The sequence below is a fragment of the Dyadobacter koreensis genome (genome assembly GCF_900108855.1).
GTDB lineage: Bacteria > Bacteroidota > Bacteroidia > Cytophagales > Spirosomataceae > Dyadobacter > Dyadobacter koreensis.
In genome coordinates this window covers 219069-240487 of the sequence record NZ_FNXY01000009.1, presented here as the reverse complement: position 1 = coordinate 240487, position 21419 = coordinate 219069, and the positions used below count along the sequence as shown (strand labels likewise).

Annotated in this window: 20 protein-coding genes; 10 read left to right on the top strand and 10 right to left on the bottom strand. The window is 40.1% G+C overall.

The window, feature by feature from the left end:
- Position 1 precedes the first annotated feature (1 nt).
- Positions 2–682: a hypothetical protein gene (locus tag BMY70_RS26230; RefSeq protein WP_090340440.1), complete on the bottom strand. Its 681-nt coding sequence runs from the start codon at positions 680–682 to the stop codon at positions 2–4.
- A gap of 292 nt (positions 683–974) precedes the next feature.
- On the opposite strand from BMY70_RS26230, the gene BMY70_RS26225 reads away from it, so the two are divergent.
- Positions 975–1415, top strand: coding sequence for an RrF2 family transcriptional regulator (locus BMY70_RS26225; RefSeq protein WP_090340437.1), 441 nt, complete (start codon positions 975–977; stop codon positions 1413–1415).
- Here BMY70_RS26225 and BMY70_RS26220 read toward each other — a convergent pair.
- The 3 genes from BMY70_RS26220 to BMY70_RS26210 all read right to left on the bottom strand — a co-directional run bounded on the left by BMY70_RS26220 (position 1366) and on the right by BMY70_RS26210 (position 5129).
- Positions 1366–3030 (bottom strand): hypothetical protein, encoded by a 1665-nt coding sequence (locus BMY70_RS26220; RefSeq protein WP_090340435.1) that lies wholly within the window; start codon positions 3028–3030, stop codon positions 1366–1368. The genes BMY70_RS26225 and BMY70_RS26220 overlap by 50 nt on opposite strands.
- Before the next feature lie 6 nt (positions 3031–3036).
- Positions 3037–3984 (bottom strand): glycosyltransferase, encoded by a 948-nt coding sequence (locus BMY70_RS26215; protein WP_090340432.1) that lies wholly within the window; start codon positions 3982–3984, stop codon positions 3037–3039.
- Between the two features lie 71 nt (positions 3985–4055).
- On the bottom strand, positions 4056–5129 hold the full coding sequence (locus BMY70_RS26210) for an NAD-dependent epimerase/dehydratase family protein (RefSeq protein ID WP_090340429.1): 1074 nt from the start codon (positions 5127–5129) through the stop codon (positions 4056–4058).
- 473 nt (positions 5130–5602) lie between these two features.
- On the opposite strand from BMY70_RS26210, the gene BMY70_RS26205 reads away from it, so the two are divergent.
- Entirely contained in the window at positions 5603–6946 is a 1344-nt protein-coding gene (locus BMY70_RS26205; RefSeq protein ID WP_090340426.1) for a phospholipid carrier-dependent glycosyltransferase, read from the top strand.
- Between the two features lie 91 nt (positions 6947–7037).
- Here the strand turns inward: BMY70_RS26205 and BMY70_RS26200 are convergent, their stop codons facing one another.
- Genes BMY70_RS26200 through BMY70_RS26180 form a run of 5 tightly spaced genes read right to left on the bottom strand, consistent with a single transcriptional unit; the run spans position 7038 to position 10807 of the window.
- Positions 7038–7337 carry a hypothetical protein gene (locus tag BMY70_RS26200; protein WP_229209787.1) on the bottom strand — a complete coding sequence of 100 codons (300 nt, stop codon included), beginning with the start codon at positions 7335–7337 and terminating at the stop codon, positions 7038–7040.
- A gap of 28 nt (positions 7338–7365) precedes the next feature.
- On the bottom strand, positions 7366–9096 hold the full coding sequence (locus BMY70_RS26195) for a M3 family oligoendopeptidase (protein WP_090340423.1): 1731 nt from the start codon (positions 9094–9096) through the stop codon (positions 7366–7368).
- A gap of 28 nt (positions 9097–9124) precedes the next feature.
- On the bottom strand, positions 9125–9694 hold the full coding sequence (locus tag BMY70_RS26190) for a hypothetical protein (protein ID WP_090340420.1): 570 nt from the start codon (positions 9692–9694) through the stop codon (positions 9125–9127).
- Positions 9669–10532 carry an MbnB/TglH/ChrH family RiPP precursor modification enzyme gene (locus tag BMY70_RS26185; RefSeq protein WP_090340417.1) on the bottom strand — a complete coding sequence of 288 codons (864 nt, stop codon included), beginning with the start codon at positions 10530–10532 and terminating at the stop codon, positions 9669–9671. Before BMY70_RS26185 ends, BMY70_RS26190 begins: the two co-directional genes overlap by 26 nt.
- On the bottom strand, positions 10529–10807 hold the full coding sequence (locus BMY70_RS26180) for a hypothetical protein (protein WP_090340414.1): 279 nt from the start codon (positions 10805–10807) through the stop codon (positions 10529–10531). The genes BMY70_RS26185 and BMY70_RS26180 overlap by 4 nt, the downstream gene beginning before the upstream one ends.
- A gap of 204 nt (positions 10808–11011) precedes the next feature.
- On the opposite strand from BMY70_RS26180, the gene BMY70_RS26175 reads away from it, so the two are divergent.
- Genes BMY70_RS26175 through BMY70_RS26160 form a run of 4 tightly spaced genes read left to right on the top strand, consistent with a single transcriptional unit; the run spans position 11012 to position 16790 of the window.
- On the top strand, positions 11012–11665 hold the full coding sequence (locus BMY70_RS26175; RefSeq protein ID WP_229209786.1) for an RNA polymerase sigma factor: 654 nt from the start codon (positions 11012–11014) through the stop codon (positions 11663–11665).
- Between the two features lie 18 nt (positions 11666–11683).
- Entirely contained in the window at positions 11684–12403 is a 720-nt protein-coding gene (locus tag BMY70_RS26170) for a tetratricopeptide repeat protein (RefSeq protein ID WP_090340412.1), read from the top strand.
- Between the two features lie 36 nt (positions 12404–12439).
- Positions 12440–14005 carry a S8 family serine peptidase gene (locus BMY70_RS26165; protein WP_090340410.1) on the top strand — a complete coding sequence of 522 codons (1566 nt, stop codon included), beginning with the start codon at positions 12440–12442 and terminating at the stop codon, positions 14003–14005.
- 34 nt (positions 14006–14039) lie between these two features.
- Positions 14040–16790: a CHAT domain-containing protein gene (locus BMY70_RS26160; protein ID WP_177197136.1), complete on the top strand. Its 2751-nt coding sequence runs from the start codon at positions 14040–14042 to the stop codon at positions 16788–16790.
- A gap of 4 nt (positions 16791–16794) precedes the next feature.
- Here BMY70_RS26160 and BMY70_RS26155 read toward each other — a convergent pair whose 3' ends face one another.
- Complete coding sequence (locus BMY70_RS26155; RefSeq protein WP_090340834.1) at positions 16795–18063, bottom strand: cation:dicarboxylate symporter family transporter; 1269 nt, start codon at positions 18061–18063, stop codon at positions 16795–16797.
- Positions 18064–18313: 250 nt separating this feature from the next.
- Between BMY70_RS26155 and BMY70_RS31610 the strand changes: the two genes are divergently transcribed.
- The 4 genes from BMY70_RS31610 to BMY70_RS26135 are packed head-to-tail and all read left to right on the top strand — an operon-like array spanning position 18314 to position 21419.
- Positions 18314–18658 (top strand): DUF6686 family protein, encoded by a 345-nt coding sequence (locus BMY70_RS31610; RefSeq protein WP_090340404.1) that lies wholly within the window; start codon positions 18314–18316, stop codon positions 18656–18658.
- 18 nt (positions 18659–18676) lie between these two features.
- Positions 18677–19519, top strand: a complete 843-nt coding sequence (locus BMY70_RS26145; RefSeq protein ID WP_090340401.1) for a heme/hemin ABC transporter substrate-binding protein — start codon at positions 18677–18679, stop codon at positions 19517–19519.
- Positions 19519–20631, top strand: a complete 1113-nt coding sequence (locus BMY70_RS26140) for a FecCD family ABC transporter permease (protein WP_090340399.1) — start codon at positions 19519–19521, stop codon at positions 20629–20631. Before BMY70_RS26145 ends, BMY70_RS26140 begins: the two co-directional genes overlap by 1 nt.
- Complete coding sequence (locus BMY70_RS26135) at positions 20628–21419, top strand: heme ABC transporter ATP-binding protein (protein ID WP_090340394.1); 792 nt, start codon at positions 20628–20630, stop codon at positions 21417–21419. The genes BMY70_RS26140 and BMY70_RS26135 overlap by 4 nt, the downstream gene beginning before the upstream one ends.

Sequence of the window (21419 nt, the reverse complement as noted above, 5' to 3'; positions counted from 1 at the left end):
TTCACGATATCCAGCGGGTTGGACTTCCGGTTTTGTCAAATAGCGTATTCGAAATCTGGCCAAGATAAAGTTTTGTGTCGTTTTCGACTGAAAGATCTTTCAGGACCAACAGAACTTCTTCTTTGGTGACTTTTCGATATTTCGGATTCATCGTCCCACCAAACTCTCCGGGAATTGCCTGTGGATTCCATTGAAAATGGGGATCTACAAGGCTTCCTCTTGGCGCCATGATGGGTGGTGGCGTAGCGCTTCCCCTGAAATCCAGAATAGCAGGATGATCCAGTCCAAGACAATGCCCAAATTCGTGTGCAGCGGTTGTGGAAGTACCCAGATTGTCGGTTGTGAGCCAGTGCCCGACATTGTCACCCAAACCATATCCCATAAAAGACCGGGTAATATGATTTTCTTTTTCAATCCGGATAAAATTGTTTCTAAAATTTAAATTCACCGCTGCCCTAAGCATTGCCTCGCCGGTTGAAATAATCTTATATGTGACGTTGAAAATGACTTTTATCTGTTTTCCGTCGACATCAATAAATGCCTCCGGTTCATTATACATGCGATTGATTTCATCAATTATGGCAGAGCCAATATCTTCGGTTGCTTCAAATCCGTATAGATACAGTTTGGAAACAATTTCAATCTGATGTTTTTCAAGTTCTAAAGTAGCGATAGCAGCCATGGTGTGTGTGGAAACAGTGGGGAGTTTGATTTCGATATTTGTATTTATTACAAATTAGTTTGAAAAGTCTATAAATTAGTAGAGTAAGTAGATTATTTTATAAAATTATACTTACTTGACTACTTAATTGAAATTGGACGTTCTGATACACAATTCAATAGTGAATAAAAACTGAATATTTTTTGTTCTTACAATAAGCAGCTCAGTTTAGTAGATGAATTACATGGAAGATATAGTATTATAAAATCTATGTGGATTCGTTATTGGCGAAATTTCAGTATACTTATCAACAATGATATCAAAGAAAGCAAAGTACGCTCTAAAAGCGCTTAAAGTGTTGGCGGAACAATTCGGGAAAGGCCCGGTTTTGATTTCGTATATCGCAGAAAAAGAAAGAATTCCCAAAAAATTCCTGGAAGCAATTTTGCTGGATTTACGGAACAACGGAGTACTTCAAAGTCAGAAAGGAAAAGGTGGAGGTTATTTGTTGAGGATTCCACCAAACGAAGTCAGTTTCTCAAAAGTACTCAGAATTATTGACGGACCTATTGCGCCTGCACTTTGCGTTTCCATGTTTTTCTACGGAAAATGTGATGACTGTAAAGATGAGGAAACATGCAGCCTGCGTTCAGTTTTGGAAAAATGGAGAGATGCAAACCTTGCAGTTTTAGACCAGACTACCCTCAGCGATTTATTGCTGCAAGGGTCGGGAGAACAATTGCTTGCTGAGTAACAAGCCGGTCTTTCCGCACATAAAGCGTTACATCATCAATTGTTGACACTAAAGTATAATGTTGATGAACATAGTCAGCCACCGCAGGGAAATTGTCAATTCCCTGCGTTTTTTTATCCTGCACCCACAAGCTGTAAATCCCGACAGCATCCAAAATAACTGCTGGTTTTGTCCTTTGCAAATCGCTTAGGTAGCGTCCAAGATATTTTTCCTGCATCGGATGTTTAAAAATGGAGCGTTCCGAGTGGTTTTCCGCTGTTCCCTGCGCAAGCTGGGCTTCAACATAATATTTGCACTGCCAGCCCCAGACAACCATATAATCTCCTGGCTTGGTATACTTGCTTAATGCGACAACAACAGGACTTTTATCAAGTTTATTCAAGCCATTTACTGATTCAAAAGCATTCAGACGATGTTCGCGTCTGTAAGACAGTGCGTCATTTCCGGCAAACCAGAAAAGCAGAACAAAGGGCGCGACAATGAACCATTGACTGCGTGGTTTGATACCATATGCGGCCAGCAGTATCCACGGATAAATGCAAAAATTGAGATAATGTATAAAGCTGTTACCGGATTTGGTCGACGAATATATTGAAGTCAGAACAAGCAATAATATCGTAGCCGGGATCAGAAAATCAGCTGCTTTTTTGCTCACCGGGTATGGACGAAATGCCTGAATCAAGCCGAAAGTGATTGGGATAAGCAAAACCAGCGTGTAAATGCTGAAATCATAACTTAGTGAAACCAGCTTGATAAACTGGGAGGGGATTTCCGCGAAAGTGCTTCCACCTGCATAAATCGCATTTCCAAGAATATAGAAGTCAATGAAGTCCTGAAAAATGTTATTGCCAAGAATCCACAGCAATAGTAAAATTGGAAATGTTAATCCTCCAATAATCAAAAATATCAACGGTTTAAGTTTCCTTGTTCTGCTATAAAATTGATAACAAAGCAAGCATGCAGCTAAAACCACAACCATTGCCTGAGGTACCGATTGAAGTTTTGCAAAAGGCATCATTCCTGCCGCCAGACCTAAGAAAAAGGTTGTGGATGACGAAATTTGTTTACTGTCTGTAATTTTTGAAAGCATCCAGATTATGGATGCGAGAAGAAAAACCGGAAGCTGTTCCGAAGAATAGTGGACAAAATCATTTTCCTGTGTAAAAGCAAGGAATATAACCGGCGCAACAAATGCCACGCGCGCAGTCGATTCTCCAAACCATTTTTTCATTGCTGAAAAAACAAAAAGCAAAGCTCCAATACAGCATAGCAAACCCATCACCCTACCGGATGTGTAGTTAATTTGAAAGCCAAATACTTTTGGAATGACCAGAAGGTAATTATCGAGAGGGCCAATCGTTGTACCATCGACGGAGCGCCAGTAAACAGGATCCTGATGTAGTGTAATGGCGTGACTTAGCATCTGGCTTTCGTCTGCGTTGAGTTCCCGGTTAAATACAATTGCCGGCATTCTCATAAACGCAAGTAACACGATACAAAGAACCAGAAATACCTTTCCGGGCACTTTTTGATATGCACTTGCCAGAATCACAATTCCGCCAAGCAGATATCCTAGAAACCAATAAACTGTCGGGGAATTGTCGAAAGTAAGCATACGATCCTAGTTGATTGTATCTACTTTTTCTACAAAATCACGGTAATGAATGGCTGGAATGAAATGTTGCTGCGAACGATATTGCAGTACCATAAATACCAGAAATAAGGAGATCAGAAACGATTGGAGCATCAGGATAATTAAGGTGCTACCCAATGTCGATGCCCACCCGGGCGTTGCATTTCCGATTAGTTTCAGGAATAGAATAATTCCGATAAATGCAAAAGCGAGGCCTGACATGAACATCGAAAAGATCAGAATCCGAACGGCTGTTGTATCAACCAAAACCGATATTGCGCTTAATCCATGTAATACTAGTGAAACAAAATTCATTTTGCTTTCGCCAGCCAGACGAGTGGCACGATCCGTTAATACCGAATCATAAGGAATTCTGGATTTGATAATACCGCCTGGATAATTGTTCCAGATTTCAGAAACCCGAACCAGGTTTTGAAGTCTGTTTTGGGGAATGATACTGAAATTGCCAAATGTTATTACTTTTCCTGTAAGTAGTTTAAATACAGACTTATAGATTACATAGAAAAATCTGAACAGGAAGTTCTCCGTACGTTTATTTCGTTGGGCGAAAATGATTTTTCCTGGAACTTCAAGAGATCTGGCAACCAGCTTATTGATGTCAGAAGGAGCATCTTCCCCGTCTGCATCCATCACGACTACTTTGTCACAATTAATATTTTCAGCCACATAGGAAAGTCCGATGGCTATTGCTTTCTGATGGCCGAGATTGCGGTAAAGACGTAATACCTGAATTGCTTTTCCACCGAAAGGTACGAAAGGTTCTGTCCGGTCCTTTGCAGAACAATCATCTACCACGAGTATGGACGCATTTTTCAGCACGGAAGGGTTTAAATCTGTGTTTATTTTCGTGATCAGCAGATTAAGCGCCTCCCAGTCATTGTACTGAGGTATAATAATTACAAAGTTTTCCGGCATAGTGGTGAAGAAAATAACCTCCGAACAAGTAAAAGGATTTAACTGGTTCGGAGGTTATAAGGATTAACATATTATTTTACACTTGCCAAACGAGACGAAATTCCGTCATGGATTTGAGTAAGCGTTTCCACAAGACCATATTCCCAATTCCAGCCTGGATAGTGTTCTTTAAATTTAGAAAGATCACTTACATACCAGATATGGTCACCGATACGGTTTGTTTCAGAGTATGAATGTGAAAGTTTATTTCCTGTAATTTTTTCGCACAATGCGATTGCTTCGATCATTGAGCAGTTTGCAAAACGGCCACCGCCTGCGTTATAAACTTCGCCCGGACGCGGGTTTTGATAGAAATGCCAGAACATATTTACAAGGTCATGGCTGTGAATATTATCACGAACCTGTTTTCCTTTATATCCAAAAATCGTGTAGTGATTTCCAGTAATCGCACATTTCATCAAATAAGCAAGGAATCCGTGCAGCTGAGCACCTGAATGGTTAGGACCTGTAAGACATCCTCCACGGAAAACAGCTGTTTTCATTCCGAAATAACGGCCGTATTCCTGCACCATAATATCTGCGGCTACTTTCGAAGCGCCAAAGATCGAGTGTTTCGTATGGTCAATACTATGTTTTTCGTCAATACCATTTTTGAAATATGGATGACTTTCGTCGATTTCCCAACGTGTTTCCAACTCAACAAGCGGCAGATAGTTAGGATTGTCCCCGTAAACCTTATTTGTCGACGTGAAAATAAACACGGCTTCCGGTGTGTGAAGGCGAGTCATTTCCAACATATTCAATGTTCCAACGGCGTTTACACCAAAGTCAGTAAACGGTTCGCGTGCTGCCCAGTCATGGCTAGGTTGTGCAGCTGCGTGGATGATAAGCTTGATATCGTTTCCGTATTCTTTGAAAATCGGTTCAAGCTGGCTTACCTCACGAATGTCAGCAGAATAGTGTTTGTAATTAGCGTATGCAGATTCAATACGGCTTTTGTTCCATGCAGTATTTCCGTCTGCTCCGAAGAAATATTCACGTAAATTATTATCAACTCCAATAACCAGGTCAAACTTATCAGCTAAGAAGGCAACAGACTCACTTCCAATCAATCCGGCTGAGCCGGTAACCAATGCTATATTCATATTAAGTATTAAATACGGTTTTAAAATTTGGTATTAAAATAATACTATATTTCAGATGTGTATATTATAGGATGTAAAGTAAAATAAAAACAGACAATTATCCCAACTCGTTTCTTAAGTGGTTGCGAAATTACTGTTCATTTCATCAAAAAGGTGACCTTCGGTTTGTTATTCGGCGTAAAAATTTGACCATTGGCAAAATAATTAACCTATTTGCCAGAAAAATTTCTATTCTACTTCGTACTTGTATAGTTTTACAAAATATTCCACCTACTCATCGAAAGCCATTTATTTTACCAACGTCAATTAAGTTAGAAAGGCTTCCAAAATAAGAAATATTATAACACACTTAAAATGCCGGCCCGGATCTGGTGGACGATTCTGGTTTGATAACCGTGTTTTTTTGGTGTTCGGCAACTACTTGTAAGAGGCGTCATGCCCTTCGAATTTTTAATAGTGATTTTGTATACTATATGTTTCGACAAATATCTACCGCTTTTGGTAAAGATAACTTTTTAAGTCGTCTATTACTTGCTGGTATCATACTTAGGCTTTTTCTTTACATCACACTACCCGGTTTTGGAGTCGATGCGCACGGTGAAGTAATTAATTTTATTCTGGAAAAAGGAAGATTACCGTTAACAAGAGAGGTTTTTTGTGCAATGCACCCGCCTCTTTATTATTTGCTCTCACTTCCCTTTTTTTATTTTGATAACATTCACAGTCAGAAAATAACTCAGATATTTTCGTTGTTGCTGGCATGCGGGAATCTGTATCTGCTCTATCTTTTATGCAGAAACCTTTTAGAGGACATCGTTGTCAGAAATGTGGCTTTTCTGCTGGCTGTTTTTTTACATTCATTTGTTACGTTTTCCTTATATGTTTCAAATGACACGCTGGCCTATTTCCTCGGAACATATATTTTCTATGCACTTCACCGATATATCCAAAACCCGACATTAAAAAACGAGATACTGATCGCTGTTTTGCTTGGTCTTGGATTACTTACAAAAGGAACATTTTTAGCCTTTGGGCCATCTTTGGGCCTCGTAGTAATTCTATCGCTTTGGAAGAAAAATGTACCACTCATATCAATCATTAGGCGCCTTGCTCTTTTTATAATTATAACACTGGTTCTCGGTTCCTATAAGTATCTGGAAAATTATTATGCTGAACATCGCCTAATTGCACATAATATCGACTTCTTCTATTACATGCCTGCCAATACTTTTATTGGTATTAAAAGTCTTCTATACTTTAACCTGAAGCAGCTGGTTAAATTCCCAACTTATTTTCAGGGAGATCCGATGTTGGAACATGTGTATCCAATTATTTTCTATGCCACGTTCTGGTACAAATTCTGCGAACCTCTGAATGGTTTTGAATTAGGATCAAGAACGTCCTTTAAATATATAGGAAGCGTAATTTATATCATCGGACTTCTACCATCGATATTAATTCTGCTGGGTGCATTCCTGAAATCGCTTTCTGTCTTTAGGTTTTTTGGGAAATTTAAATCAAGCAGCGGTGAGAATTTTAAAAAGGGGCTGGAAGAGGCTGCGTGGCTGAGTATACTATTAATGAGTATATTACTGGTCATTATCGCCGGTTGCAAATACAACGTCTGGGTATGTTTTCAGTCGAGATTATTTCTTCAGGCATTTTTCCCTATCATCTGGATTCTATATGCCGGATTAAAATTTGTCAGAGAAAAATCAAAGTTTGCATTTAATGTAAGTGCGCTTTCAATGCTGACAATATCACTTCTTTATATTGTCTACTACTTCACAGAAGGAATTCATATCCTGCTTGCATAAGTTCAGGATTAAAACGGCGAGGCACAAAAAAAGATATCCTCAAATAATGAGGATATCCTGTTTATAAATCTTAACCTGTTAAGAGACAGTACTATTGTTTTACTACTGCACTGCCAGATCCACCGTATAATTTAGCGCGAATTGCTTCAACACGTGGTTCAAGTTCAGGATTTGCTTCGTATTTGTTAGCCATCTGACGTGGCAAAGAATCAGGGCTTACTCCGTAAACATACTGATTGTTTGCATTTGGGTCTTTTTGCTCTTTGTGGTTATATTTTTGATAATCACAAGAAGATAACAATGCTACACATGCCACAAAAGCGGCTATTTTACTGAATTTCATCTCTCTGCTGTTCATAGTAATACGCACAAAAATAACCGCCTTTTCCATAATCACCAAATGGTTAGGAAATGAATTATTAAATTTTTAATCGTTCTAACTCATTATGTACAAATTGCATCAGCTCGGTGATGTATTTCTTAGAAAAATCAAACGGAATATTTGCTGCCGCATATATATCCGTAATTGGTGCTGTGTAGCCCATTTTTAATGCTTCCAGATATCCTTTTAAGCCGAGTTCAGGATTTTCACGATAGTTTTTCCAGACTCCTATTGCCCCTAATTGCGCAATTCCGTATTCTATATAGTAAAAAGGAACCTCGTAGATATGAAGCTGGCGCTGCCAAAGATATTTCCTGAATGATTCAAGACCTGACCAGTCTAAAACTTCATCTGTAAATTCTTTGTAAATTCTTACCCACGCATCGGTGCGTTCTTCAGCTGTATGCGTCGGGTTTTCGTACATCCAATGCTGGAATTTATCAACCGTTGCAACCCAGGGAAGCGTTTCTATGATTGATTCAAGATGCTGAATTTTAGCACGGCGAAGATCTTCATCATTGTCAAAAAATTCGTCCCAATAATCCATTGTTATCAGTTCCATCGACATTGAAGCAAGTTCAGCGACTTCCGACGGGGTATGTTTGAATGAATTAAGGGCAAGATCACGCGTTACCAACGAATGAACAGCATGTCCGCCCTCGTGTAACAATGTGATCATATCGCGAAGATTGGAGGTTGCGTTCATGAAAATAAATGGAACTCCGATTTCTTCGAGCGGATAATTATAACCTCCCGGTGCTTTTCCTTTTCTTGATTCCAGATCGAGATGTTTCATGTTTTTCATGATCTGCAGACAATTGCCAAGGAATGGATCAAGACGGCTGAAACAACGAATTGTTTTGTCAAGAAGCTCTTCGCCACTGCTAAATGGTTTTAATGGAGCAAGTCCTTTTGGGTCAACTTTTGTATCCCATGGCCGAAGCGGATCAACATTCAATGCACTTTTTCTGGCATTTGCCATAGCATTCAATAAAGGAACGACTGCTTGTTTTACAGAGGAATGGAAGTTGAAACAATCTTCCGGTGTGTAATCAAAACGGCCCATTGCCGCGAACATATAGTCACGGTAATTAGCAAAACCTGCATTTTTTCCAACCTGGTCGCGCAAGGTTACCAACTTATTTAACAGTTCATCCAGTGCGTCATGATCCTGATAACGTCTTTCCGCTACTGCACGCCAGGCTTCTTCCCGAATGGCTCTGTCGGTAGACTGCAGGCGATCAGATGCTTTTTGCAAAGTCATTTCCTCACCGTCGAGCGTAACAGTCATAGCACCTGCTATGGCGCCGTAACGCCGTTCTTCGGTTTGCATTTCTGTCTGAAGCGGAATATTTTCTTCGCGGAACAATTCGATCGATTTTTTCATCCCACGGATGGTAATCGAAAATCCCTGATCTGTCAATTCATTCAGATACTTACTTTCTACCGCTTTTTTATCCAGTTCATTTCCATACTCGGCAAGTTTTGGCTGAATTTCGGTAATGAAAAATTGTAAAGCATTGATTAACCCTGTGTTAGCGGTATCACAAGTCTGACGGATATACCTCCATGCAAAATTTTCTGATAAATATGATTCAAGTTCACTCCTGTCTAAAAACCATTGACGGAGATCCGAAACAGAATTAATTTCTCTGGCTTTTAAATTATCATAGAACGGCTGAAGATCATCCCAGTTTTTCAGATCAAATTCTTCTCCTATAAATACCCTTTTTGAGCGGGCCAATATGCTAGTTTCCTGATTTATCATCTTTCCTTTGATTGCGATAATTAGATTTTCAAAGGTAAGGTGGAATCGGCTGAAATTGAAACGGACTTATCTCTTCTACTTCAAACGATCCTATAATTTTATCAGAAAGTGTCATACAAAACTCTCCGGACTGGATTGATTCATTAGATAAATCATTTTGAACTAATCCATAGATAATTGGAAAAGGATCGCACGGCCAGAAAATTTCGTCTTCATAAACCTCATTTTTATTAATAGCAATCATTCCAAGCTCGAAGCGGGCAATAATGGAGGTCAGTCCAATAGTATTTTTGGAAAGCCAGTGTAAAAAATCAGGTCCTGTTTCTTCAATAAACGACGAGTGATTACTGGCTTGAAAATAGCGGGCTGTGGTGGTTTCCATTTGGCCCGTTGCTTTGAGAAAACGGGCTGTAAAAAAGCAATACCTTTCCAGGTGATTTTGCCGCCACCATAATGCAATAGCGCGGACGAGTTGCAGATTCAGAGATTTTGAGACAGAGTGAAAATAATTTTCATCTGTGTATTCGGGTAAATAACTGTCTTTTACAAGTCCAAGTATTTTCTGTTGAAGATCAGCAAGTGGCAAGTGATTTTTCATAAAACAGAACTTTTAGTTTTTCAAGTTCATTTACAATAGCTTCCTGGCCGACGCGTTCAACAAACTCATCAAGCAACTCATATGTAATTGCTTCCAGGTTTGCCGGTCGGTAAGAGTCTAAAATTTGTTGGGTTAAATTTAATGTTGTGTCGCTCGTCAACCCCGCATGTATATCGGTCATGAAGCCGCTGTCCATATACCCACTTGCGAGATGAAATTCTTTTATATGATTGCAGTTGAGTTCTTTAAGGAATGATTCTATATTCAACCCGTGATTATAGGCATCACATTGCAGATTGTAAATATCAAGTATGAGGCCACATCCTGTGTTGTCACAGATTCGATTCAGAAAATCTGCATGGGAATAATGGCTGTGATATTCCGGAAGGAGGCTGACAACATTTTCCAGCAAGAAGGGTATTTTGTAACGTTCCTGAATAATATTTACGCGGTCACATACCATACTCAGCGTTTCGTTAGTCCGTGGTAAAGTCACCATGGTACCCAAATTTATTCCCTCCACGAACATATAGGCCAAATGTTCGCTATGCCATTTTAGATCTAGATTTTCAAAAAGCTCATCCAGAAGTTTTAGATAATTTTTAGAAACACCGTCGTAAGAGCCAATTGATAAACCGACACCGTGAACCAGGAAGTCAACTTTATTATTGACTTCTTTTAGTTCTGCAAGTTTTTCAGGATTGATACTGGCCACTCCGTTACGGGAAGTGGCCAGTGAATCCGGGCTGAATTCAAGGTAGTCTACAATAGGAAGGAGCTTTTCCAGAAAATCTGGCCGGCCGCCTTCGTAAGTAGTTCCTATCAGAACTGGCTTCATCTCTGGGGCAGACTAGTGTCCAGTGAATTCAGAATTTTGAAATCGACAACTGAGTCAAGTTTCAATGCTTTGCTAAAACGCTCATGATCTACGAGAATGTCGTCAATGTTTATCAGTAAATCCCGGCCTCCCAGTCCACAGCCGGTACATCCGTTTTCCTTATAGATTCTTTCCAAAATTTCGTTAATCTGAGCTTTGGTCACTGTTGGGCGTACTTTAACAGCAAGCATTGCTTTGCTGAAAACTTGTTTGCTGGTAATTGCTTGGTCTGCCATAATCGTATGAGTTTAATAGATGAAAACCTGGCAATGCTTGCAAGGGTATTGCCTTTCCCTTCATTATTGTGTTCTGCCGTTTAGGCTGGAAATGAATAATGTAGAAGCTTAGTCGTCGGGTAGTGTGATTTTGGTAACATGGATCAGAAAATATTTTTTTCCGTTAAATCGAAACATTATCATAATTCTTAAACAACCCATGTATTGTTGTCAAAAACACGTGTTTTTACGTATATTTCCGAGACGTATCCGCCAAGCACTATGCCATTCTTTCAAAAAAAAATTTCTGATAATGATCTGATTGAAGGGATTTTATCCGATAACGGTCAGCGCCGTTTTTGTGAAAATCGTCTTTACGAAAAATATGCGTACCTGATTCGTGGAGGAGAGTGGAAACACAAGCTTTCTTATGATGAATGCTCGATGGTCTATTCCGATACAATTCTGACAATTATCGAAAATATCCAAAATGGAAGCTTCAAAGGACATTCTTCACTTAAAACCTATTTAAACCAGATATTTTCTAACAAATGTGTTGACCTGCTTCGTAAAAATGCGACTAATCGTCAGCAGGTACATCACGGCGAAACATTGGACGATTACATCCACATTCTTCCCGACGAGTCCCGGGGAATTGTGCAAACGCTTATCAATCAGTATGATGTTGAGCTTTTGTACAGACGGATGCGTGAACTAGGGGAAAAATGCCAGCAAATGATCAAGGCCTGGGGGGAAGGATATATGGATCAGGAAATTGCCGTCGAGATGGGATATCAATCAGCTGCCGTGGTCAAAACAAGCCGTTTAAGATGTCTTGAAAAATTACGGGATTTGTACAAAGGAGGTAAAAAAGATTAGTGGCGAAAAAATAAGATCATGGAAGAGCGAATAGACGATTATTTTAAAAGGCAGCTTGGAGAGCAGGAGAAAAAGCAGTTTGAGGAAGATTTAAAATCGAATTCTGAGCTGGCAGAATCGGTTGCATTTTACTTGGTGTCACATAACGCAGCTAAACAAAATCGGCGGGAAAAGGAACTTCGTGAAAGACATGCAGAATGGCAGGAGTTGAGTTCCGGTAAAACAAAAACAATTACCAGACAATTGGTTTACTATGTTTCTGCAGCCGTTATTTTGATTGCATTGGGACTTGGCTTGTATTTCCTGAAATCCGGAACTCCTGACAGAGAAATGATGGCGATAGCATATGCTGAAAAAAACTTCTCAACGCTGAGTGTTCAGATGGACGGCGGCGCGGATAGCTTGCAGCAGGCCATAAATGCTTACAATAATGGAGACTATAACAGCGCTGAGCAACAGATTGATGCTATGCTTGTCAGGGATGCTAAAAATGCCGAAGTGCAAAAAATTGCCGGGATTGTTGCCCTCAAACTTAAAAATTACGACAAAGCGATTACCTACTTTCATCTGCTGGGAGAACAAGAAAATCTGTTTTCAAATCCGGGAAAGTTTTATGAAGCAATTGCTCACATGCACCGTGGTTTGCCGTTAGATAAGAAATTGGCAGACAGCTTGTTGCAGGAGGTAATTGATGGTAACTTGGAGGGAAAGGAGGAGGCTGAAAAGTGGGTGAAATAACGAATTCATACTTAAACCTAACCACAGATCCAGATCATGAGTGCGAAACCATTGAGAGCAGCTGTTCCTAAAAATCTTTTGTCGTATCTCAATAGTTTTGAGACTGATCGAAATACTTATGTTGCCGATCCTGAAGATGATCGACGGATTATCGTTGCTAATCAAAAAATATTTAGCGCTTCCGGCGAGTTTCTGGAAAAAAGGCCATTGAAGGTTGGAGACAAAATAAAAGTGGTCCCTGAGGATAGTTCTTGTAAAAGGACTGAGGAAGAGAGAGAGCGTGATGGTGAAGAATTTACAATTATCGGCGTAAGTATATGGCGGCCGGGGCTCGTATTGGTTCAGGGAAGAAATATTCATACCGCAGAGAAAGGTCACGATTGGGAGGCGGCGTCCAGAAAAATCAGGTTCAACGGCGTATCAACTAATATTGTAACGACAACCTCGCCCGATGGAACACAGGCTCATGATCCTACAAGAACCAGTGATGGCTCATCAAGAAAGAAAGGCGGATTATTGGGGAACGACGATGTTGATATCACGACAGATTCTTGTGTTCCATTAACCGAATATTGGCTTGGCAAAGCAGCAGCGCACAATGCAAAACACCACGATGCACCAATTGTCGCTATTCTTGATACAGGAATAGACTTTCAGTTCGACTGGACAATGTGCGCTTTTCCGGAGCCTGCCTGTCCCCTATGGTTCAACGATAAGGACACAACAAAAAATGAACTAAATACCGGGCCATTTCAAAAAGATCTCATAGGATGGAATTTTGTTGGAACAGATAGTATGCTGGGTTCTACGCAACACAATAATCCATTTGATGACGATGAAAATCATAAACATGGAACAAGAATAGCCGCTATTTTAGCTCACCAATGCAGACAAAATAAACGCGCACATTTATTGGATTCGGCGTTAGACAAAAATGTTCGTCTAATGATTCTGAAAACGCATGATTACCGCGGTGTTGGATTGTTGTTTGACATTTTTTGTGCATTTGACTATATCCTTGCCCGGAAAGATGTTACGATCATCAATGCGAGTTGGGGATTTTATGGGAAAATGATTTGTGAGTTTAATCAGTATATGGACAGATTCGAAGAAAACGGGATTTGGTTTGTCAACGCAGCTGGAAATAATAGCGATTTTGATGATAATTATCGAGTTCATCAATTGTCTGTAAACAGCGACACCGAGCGTTATCCCGCCTGTTACAGCAAAAATTTAAATAAAGTCTTAACTGTCACAACGGCTTCAAATATATATAGTTATGATTCGTGCAAGTGCGCGCCGTATTGTGAGATTAAACAATCAGAAAATTATTCAAAAGATTTTGTTGATATCGCAGTAGCCGCCGGGCGGGATGGATCTTTTCCGGAACCTTTAAACCGGACAAATCACGTAATCAGAGGAACGTCTTACGCAACAGCCTACGTTATTGGAAAGCTCGTCCGCTCAGGGTTAACAGCAAATAAAGCCGAGTTTCTCAATACTGACAACCCATTTATATTATGGGATGATGAGTTGAAACCTTATGTAAAAAATGGGCTTTTCATTGCTTCGGATGTAGATGTGGAAAAAGAAGATTTTTAATCAAATAATATGCTCCTGCTTACTTAATATTCTGTTGCTTTCGCCAAAGCAAGCAGCTGCCCAGTGCCCTGATTTTAAACAAATATGGCTTAACGTCAGTCAGCCGCTGGATCCTAATATTGATGATATTGGATTGGCCGCGCAGGATAAACTTTTAGCAGCCTGGCATAATCAATGGAAATCCTGCGGAGCAAAACAAGACTCAATTTTTGGCCTTCTGTTACAGCGCCGCGGAGTTGTCAATTCCTGGACAAATCGTAAAAAAGAGGCTTTGCATTTTTATGAAATGGCAAATGCCGTCTTTTCAAAACCTCATGGTGACACGCGGATAAGCTCCAAGCCCAAGATCAAATTTTTGATTGGTGAATGTTATTTGTATGGCAACGACTACATAAAGGCAGAATCTATTTTTGAAGATATTGTAAGAACTAAAACAGATAAGGTTCATCGTAACTTTCAGGTTAAAAGTTACCTGAAACTTGCGTATATCAGCAATTCTTCCGGTGATTATGAAAAAGCACTGTCGGCATTGGAGAAAGGTATTTTACTGGCGAATGAGTTGCACGATTCTTTCGCGGCACTTGAATTGTCAATCGAGAAGATCTACTCCTTTCAAAAATTACGACGATACAGAGAATCAAACACGATCGCGTATGCTGCGATTAGTTTGGCAAAAAATCTGAACCGGTCGAACGAACTGATCAGCACTTACGAATATTTGGCAACCAATTATAGTTCAGTCAGTAAGACAGATTCAGCGCTCTATTTTTATAACAAAGTAATTCAGATTTGTGAAGAGCAAAAACAGAAAGTCCCGGTCTATTTATATACAAACATGGGAGTTATGTTTTTTTCTGCCAGACAATACGACAAGGCACTTGAATATTATAACAAGTCGTTGCCGTTGCAGGTCGATCCTTATCACAAGGCATTGGTGAATTATGACATGGCGATGGCAATCTCGAAAAAGAAGGAATGGACGAAAGCTTTGAATTATTTTGACCGTGCATTTCGATTATTAAATCTTACGTCTTCGGGTTCATTGTCCACAAATCCTCCGGCTTCTTTAATGAAAATAGCTGCGAGAAAGCAGTATTTACTATCTATGGTGATGGATAAGGGGAATACGCTGCTGAATTATGCAAAAGATAAAAACGATCCTGGAGAGGAATTAAAATATGCTCTGAAAACGTTCATGCTTGCTGATACCATGATTGATTATATGCGCTGGGAGCATACCGGAAAGGTGTCGAAGCTCTTTTGGAGAGACATTACAAAGGAAATGTATGAAAATGCAATTCAAACATGTTACCTGCTAAATGATCCTGTCAGTGCTTTTCACTTTTTTGAAAAAAGCCGGACTGTCTTGCTGAACGATCAGTTGAATGAGCTTGGCGCAAATCAGCAGTTGGCTGAAACAGACGCTGAAAAGGAGAAAGTGATCAAACAAAAGCTTATTAATCTTCAAAATAAGCTCGGTGAAACCAAGCCCGACTCTAAGGAATATGCAGCAATCCGAAACGAATTATTTGAGGCGCAGGATGAACAGGCTGCATTTATTCAGAAATTGGAAAAAGAAAATCCGCAGTATTTTGCCTATAAATATGATAATCGCGTTCCGACATTAGAGGAAGTCAGAGCAAATGTAATTCCTGAAAATCAGACTTTCATTTCCTATTTTGTGGGAGACAGCGCGGTTTATGGATTAAGTATAACTTCAAAAACCTGTGATTTGAAGAAAATAAGTTTTAAAGAATATTTCAGATACACGCAGGAGTTTCAGGTGCTTCTGGGAAGCAGACAAGAGCAAAACAGGCAATTTGGCAAATATCTGGCTGTTTCGAATAAGTTGTATGAGTTATTGTTGAAACCTTTTGCTATTCAGTCGGACCGGGTGATCATATCGCCGGACGGTAATTTTTTGCCATTTGAAAGTCTAAGTTTTTCTGCTTCAAAACCTGAATTTCTGATTCGGAAGTATGCGTTCAGTTATACATATTCGGCGGGATTTCTGGCTAAAACGTCACGGCAGAAAAACATATTACCAACAACAAATTCGTTTCTAGGTATGGCTCCGGTCAGGTTTTCTCCAAAACTTAATCAGGCATCGTTGCCCGGATCAGAAATTTCTTTGGAGACAATCAGTCAACATTTTTATTTCCCAAAAAGGCTTACAAAGGAAAATGCTTCCCGAAGAGCGTTTTTAACTGAATTACCGGATTATAAAATTATTCAGCTTTTAACGCATGCAAGTGCTGACAGTTCAGAAAAAGAACCCACCTTATACTTCGCGGACTCGACTCTAAAGCTTTCCGAACTACCAGCGTCTGGTTTGTCAAAAACACAATTAATGGTGTTGTCAGCCTGCCGTACCGGTGTTGGAAAAAACCAAAAAGGAGAAGGCGTTTTTAGTCTCGCCCGAGGTTTCGCCGGTATTGGTATCCCATCAACTTTGACAACACTTTGGAGTGTTGAAAATAAAGCGATTTATGAGCTTACAGAATTGTTTTATAAGCAGCTGGATAAAGGAATTCCGTTGGACATAGCATTACAACAAGCGCAAATTGAATGGCTGAATACGGCTTCAAAGGGCGATCAATTACCATATTCCTGGGCTGGAATGGTGCTGGTTGGTAATACTGAGCCTGTTCAAACGGGATTCGCAGGAGTTGGAATCTATATTATCCTTTGTACCATTGCAGTAGGTACCGTGGTTTTAATATTTTTTCTTCGTCGCCGAGTGATTTATAATAAAGAAAAAATAAAAGTTGAAATTCTTAATTGAAGACTTATAATTTTCTGGCTTCCTGCGTTGCGTCAGTCAAATTATCCGTGACGATATTCTCCGTTTCCCGGACATTCGCAAACGCGTAATTCATTTTGTCCCGATCAAATTCCTTTTCATTATTAGCCAGCCAGATTGTTGCCACACCATTTCCAATAATGTTGGTGATTGCGCGCGCTTCTGACATGAACCGATCGACGCCGAGCAACAAGGCGAGACCTTCCAGAGGAATAACTTTTATTGCTGTCAAGGTAGAGGCAAGTACTACAAAGCCACTTCCTGTAACACCGGCTGCACCTTTTGAAGTAACCATAAGAATTCCTATGACAGAAAGTATTTGTCCTGCTGTCAGATGAACATTAAAAACCTGCGCCAGAAAGATAGTAGCCATAGAAAGATATATGGTTGTCCCGTCCAGATTGAACGAATAACCTGCCGGAATAACTAATCCAACGACCGGTTTTGAACAACCCATTCGTTCCAGTTTTTCCATCACAGATGGAAGAGCGGCTTCTGAGGAGGATGTGCCTAAAACAATAAGTAATTCTTCTCGAATATATTTTAGATAACCCCACATACTGATTTTGTAAGTTCTGAGGATTAATCCTAACACACCGAATATGAAAATAGCCATTGTGAGATAGACCGTTCCCATCAGTTTCGCTAATGGTAATAAAGTATGAATCCCGTATTTTCCAATTGTAAAAGCCATTCCCCCAAATGCACCGATTGGAGCAAAGATCATGACGATATGTAGCGCCTTAAAAACATATTTGGATGCAAAACTCAGCCACTTTACAATAATTTCTTTGCCGGAATATTTGCTTAAAACGGTTCCCAATACCAGCGAAACGACAAGAACCTGCAAAGTAATATTATCAAGGAAAAATTGAAGCCAGCTGAAATCATGGACCTTGGAGGCATAGACGGAAATATCGCCCTTTTGAAGATTTGTGGCGACTACTCCGTCGCCTGGCCGAAGAATGTTAGCCACGATTACACCGACAATAAGTGCCATGGTTGTCACTACCTCGAAATACAAAAGTGCTTTCGCACCAACCTTTCCAACTTTTTTCAAATCGCCCATTCCAATAATTCCCAGCGTGATGGTCAGGAAAATGATTGGATTAATAAATAATTTGACAATTGAAATAAATCCTTTGCCCAAAACATCCATTTTAATCGCTGTGTCGGAATCGTAATGTCCGAGCAAAGCGCCGGCAGTAATGGCAGTAAGAACCCAGAAGGTAAGATTGGTAAATAGCTTCTTCAATTTGTGAGTAGTTAAGGAATAAAGGGTTACCAGACAGAAAAAAATCGTTGCGGCAATTTTCAAGGTTTTCGGATGGTAGTCAAGTTACGATATAAAAGCACTTTTTACTTAGCCCGGCGTGCAGAAAAGTATTTTTTTGTTATTGTTTATACTTGGTCTAAATAAAATGTTATATTTGTGAGCATACATCAGCGACGAAATAGTTTTCCGGAATATTAAACTTATCTCAGGGCATTTAATCAAGGTACTTATGCATGATTCCTCCCACTCATATTCGTCATTGCGGATTTTAAGTCAATCCAAAAACGGTTACATAGGACAGTGTAGCTGTTGTGATCATTACAATTTCGTATTCGGGAATGTACTATTTATTTTTTCGGAAGACGGCCTGAATGGATTTCATTCGGTCCTATACGATGAACATCAGTTCCATACCATGGACATTCCATTACCGCATGGTCGGAATCATCTTTTGCCTTCGCCGATCCCAAATTTCATGCTCTCCTTCAATGATGATGAAGTTGAAGAGATAAAAGGACTTTTCCAGGAAACGTTGCTGGCAATAGAAATCGACCAGATATTTTCACGAAAATAATAACCCTCAATAATGAGTATGACAAGTTTACCCCGAGTTTTTTATACCCTGATTTTTGGATTTTTTGTGACATTAAATCCCGAGTTAACCTTTGCTGAAAAGTCTCAACGCATCGTTTCGGTAAGCGGAACATTGAGTGAGATTCTGGTAGGATTGGGACTGGAATCGCAGATCGTTGGTGTCGATGTAACAAGTACTTATCCTGCTTCCCTGGAAAAATTACCGAAAGTGGGACATAACCGGAATATTTCAGCAGAAGGTATTTTAGCATTAAACCCGGATGTAATCGTGACGAGTGATCAAAGCATGATGTCGGCTAATGTGCTTAAACAGCTTAATAGTACGGGAAAAAAGGTTATCACTTTTAAACAGGAGTTTTCTGCGGAAGGGACTATAAATCTTATCCGTGAGGTTGGTATTTACTTCGACGCGAAGCCGCAGGCAGAAAAGATGGTAAAATCGTTACAGGCTGACTTGGCAAAATTGCCAAAGACAGCTGCGCCGAAAAAACTGCTTTTTATCTATGCAAGAGGAACCGGAACACTGATGGTTTCCGGAAAAAATACCTCACTGGACAAAATGTTCACATTAATCGGACATAAAAATGCTGTAACTGATTTCACAGACTTCAAACCGTTGACGTCGGAATCGCTTCTGGCCGCCAATCCTGATGTCCTGGTTCTGTTTTCAAGTGGCTTGGAAAGCGTTGATGGTATCGACGGGTTATTAAAAGTGCCTAGCGTTAAGTATACCAATGCAGGGAAAAATAGAAAAATTGTATCCATGGATGGGCAGTATCTCACCGGATTTGGTCCACGACTCGGTAAAGCAGCGGCGGAATTAGCTCAAAAAGTAAGATAATGATTGAAGAAGAGACGATAACAAAAGCGGAGCAAAAGGCGCAAAAAATAGCGCATCAGAATTTTAAGCAACCACTTTCGCCGGCCTGGGTTATTCTAATACTGGGTGTTGTTTTACTTGCATGCGTTGTATTTTCAGTCGGTACAGGTGCGTTGCATATTTCTTTCTCAGAAATTGCAGGAATTGTTTCGCATAAAATTGGACTTTCTGATACACCGATCCTGGAAGAACAAAAAGAGATTGTTTTTTGGGTTATCCGTTTGCCAAGAGTTTGTCTGGGAATATTGGTGGGCGCTGGTTTAGGTATTGCAGGGGCTGCTTTGCAAGGCTTGTTCCGGAACCCAATTGCTGACGCGACCTTGATTGGTGTTACTTCAGGGGCTTCTCTTTTTGCTGTCATCGTGATCATGGTAAATATAAAGTTCTTTGGAATTATTAATGAATATGCCGGAGCTTATACGCTTTCTTTTTCAGCATTTGCCGGTGCCGCCTTAACCACAATGATCGTTTATCAGTTGTCCAAAATGACCGGAGACGGTGGTGTTACGACAATGCTTTTGTGCGGGATTGCTATTAATGCTTTCGTTGGCGCGCTTACAGGTATGATGACGTATTTGGCGACAGATGAACAGTTGAGAACAATAACGTTCTGGACATTAGGAAGTCTGGGCGGTGCAAACTGGACAACCGTCATCTCAATCGCACCCTTTGTTGGTGTAAGTATTTTATTTATGCCCTATCTGGCCAAGTCGTTGAACTTGTTGGTGTTAGGTGAAAGTCAGGCGGCGCACTTAGGTGTGAATATGAAAATTTTGAAAAGGTCAATCATTGTTTTAGCAACCCTGGCGGTTGGTTCTTCTGTCGCCGTGGCGGGAACGATTGGTTTTGTCGGGCTTGTTGTACCGCACATTATTCGCAGCATTTTCGGGCCGGACAACAGATATCTTCTTGTCGGATCAGCCTTTGGCGGCGCGATCGTTTTGACAATTGCGGATACCATTTCGAGAACAATTGTTGCTCCGGCAGAATTGCCAATTGGTATTCTGACTGCGCTTTTAGGAACTCCTTTTTTCCTTTATCTTCTTTGGAATCAAAAACGTAACCGTGTATGATGGAGGTTGAAAATGTGCATTTTGTAGTAAAGAATAAACCCCTTTTGCAGGAAATAAATTTGAAAGCAAAAACAGGGGAATTATGGGCGATTGTTGGTGCAAATGGTGCTGGAAAGTCTACTTTGATGAAACTTTTATCGAAGGAGTTGGTACCAACTTCCGGAAAAATTTCTTTTCATGAAAAGGATTTGAAAAAGTATAATTTAAAAGAATTAGCTCAGAAAAGAGCCGTACTTGCGCAGCAAAATGTCATTACGCTTTCTTTTACCGTTCATGAAATCGTTCTGATGGGCCGTTATCCTTTTTATGAATCCAAGCCATCCCAGCGTGATTTATCGATCGTTGATCATTGTTTGCATAAGGTTGGTATAATACATTTTAAAGACAGAATGTATCCGACACTTTCAGGGGGTGAGCAGCAAAGAGTTCAATTAGCCAGAACTTTGGCTCAGATCTGGGAAGTTCGGGAAGGATTTATTTTGCTGGATGAGCCTACTTCCGGAATGGATTTGCTTCATCAGTATGAGACTTTTCAGCTTGCAAGAGAAATGATGCAGAAAGGTTACGGCGTCATTGCAGTAGTCCATGATCTCAACTTCGCGCTGCAATATGCAGACCGGATCCTGATGTTGAAAAAAGGAAAAATTTTCGCATCAGGAACACCAAACGAAGTTTTGACAGGTAAGAATATCAAGGAAGCTTTTGGTGTTTCTGTCCGAATCATTCATCCTGACGATACGCCGTTTCCGGTAATCATTCCTGAAGCAAGTTCGGTTGCTGTGATCTGA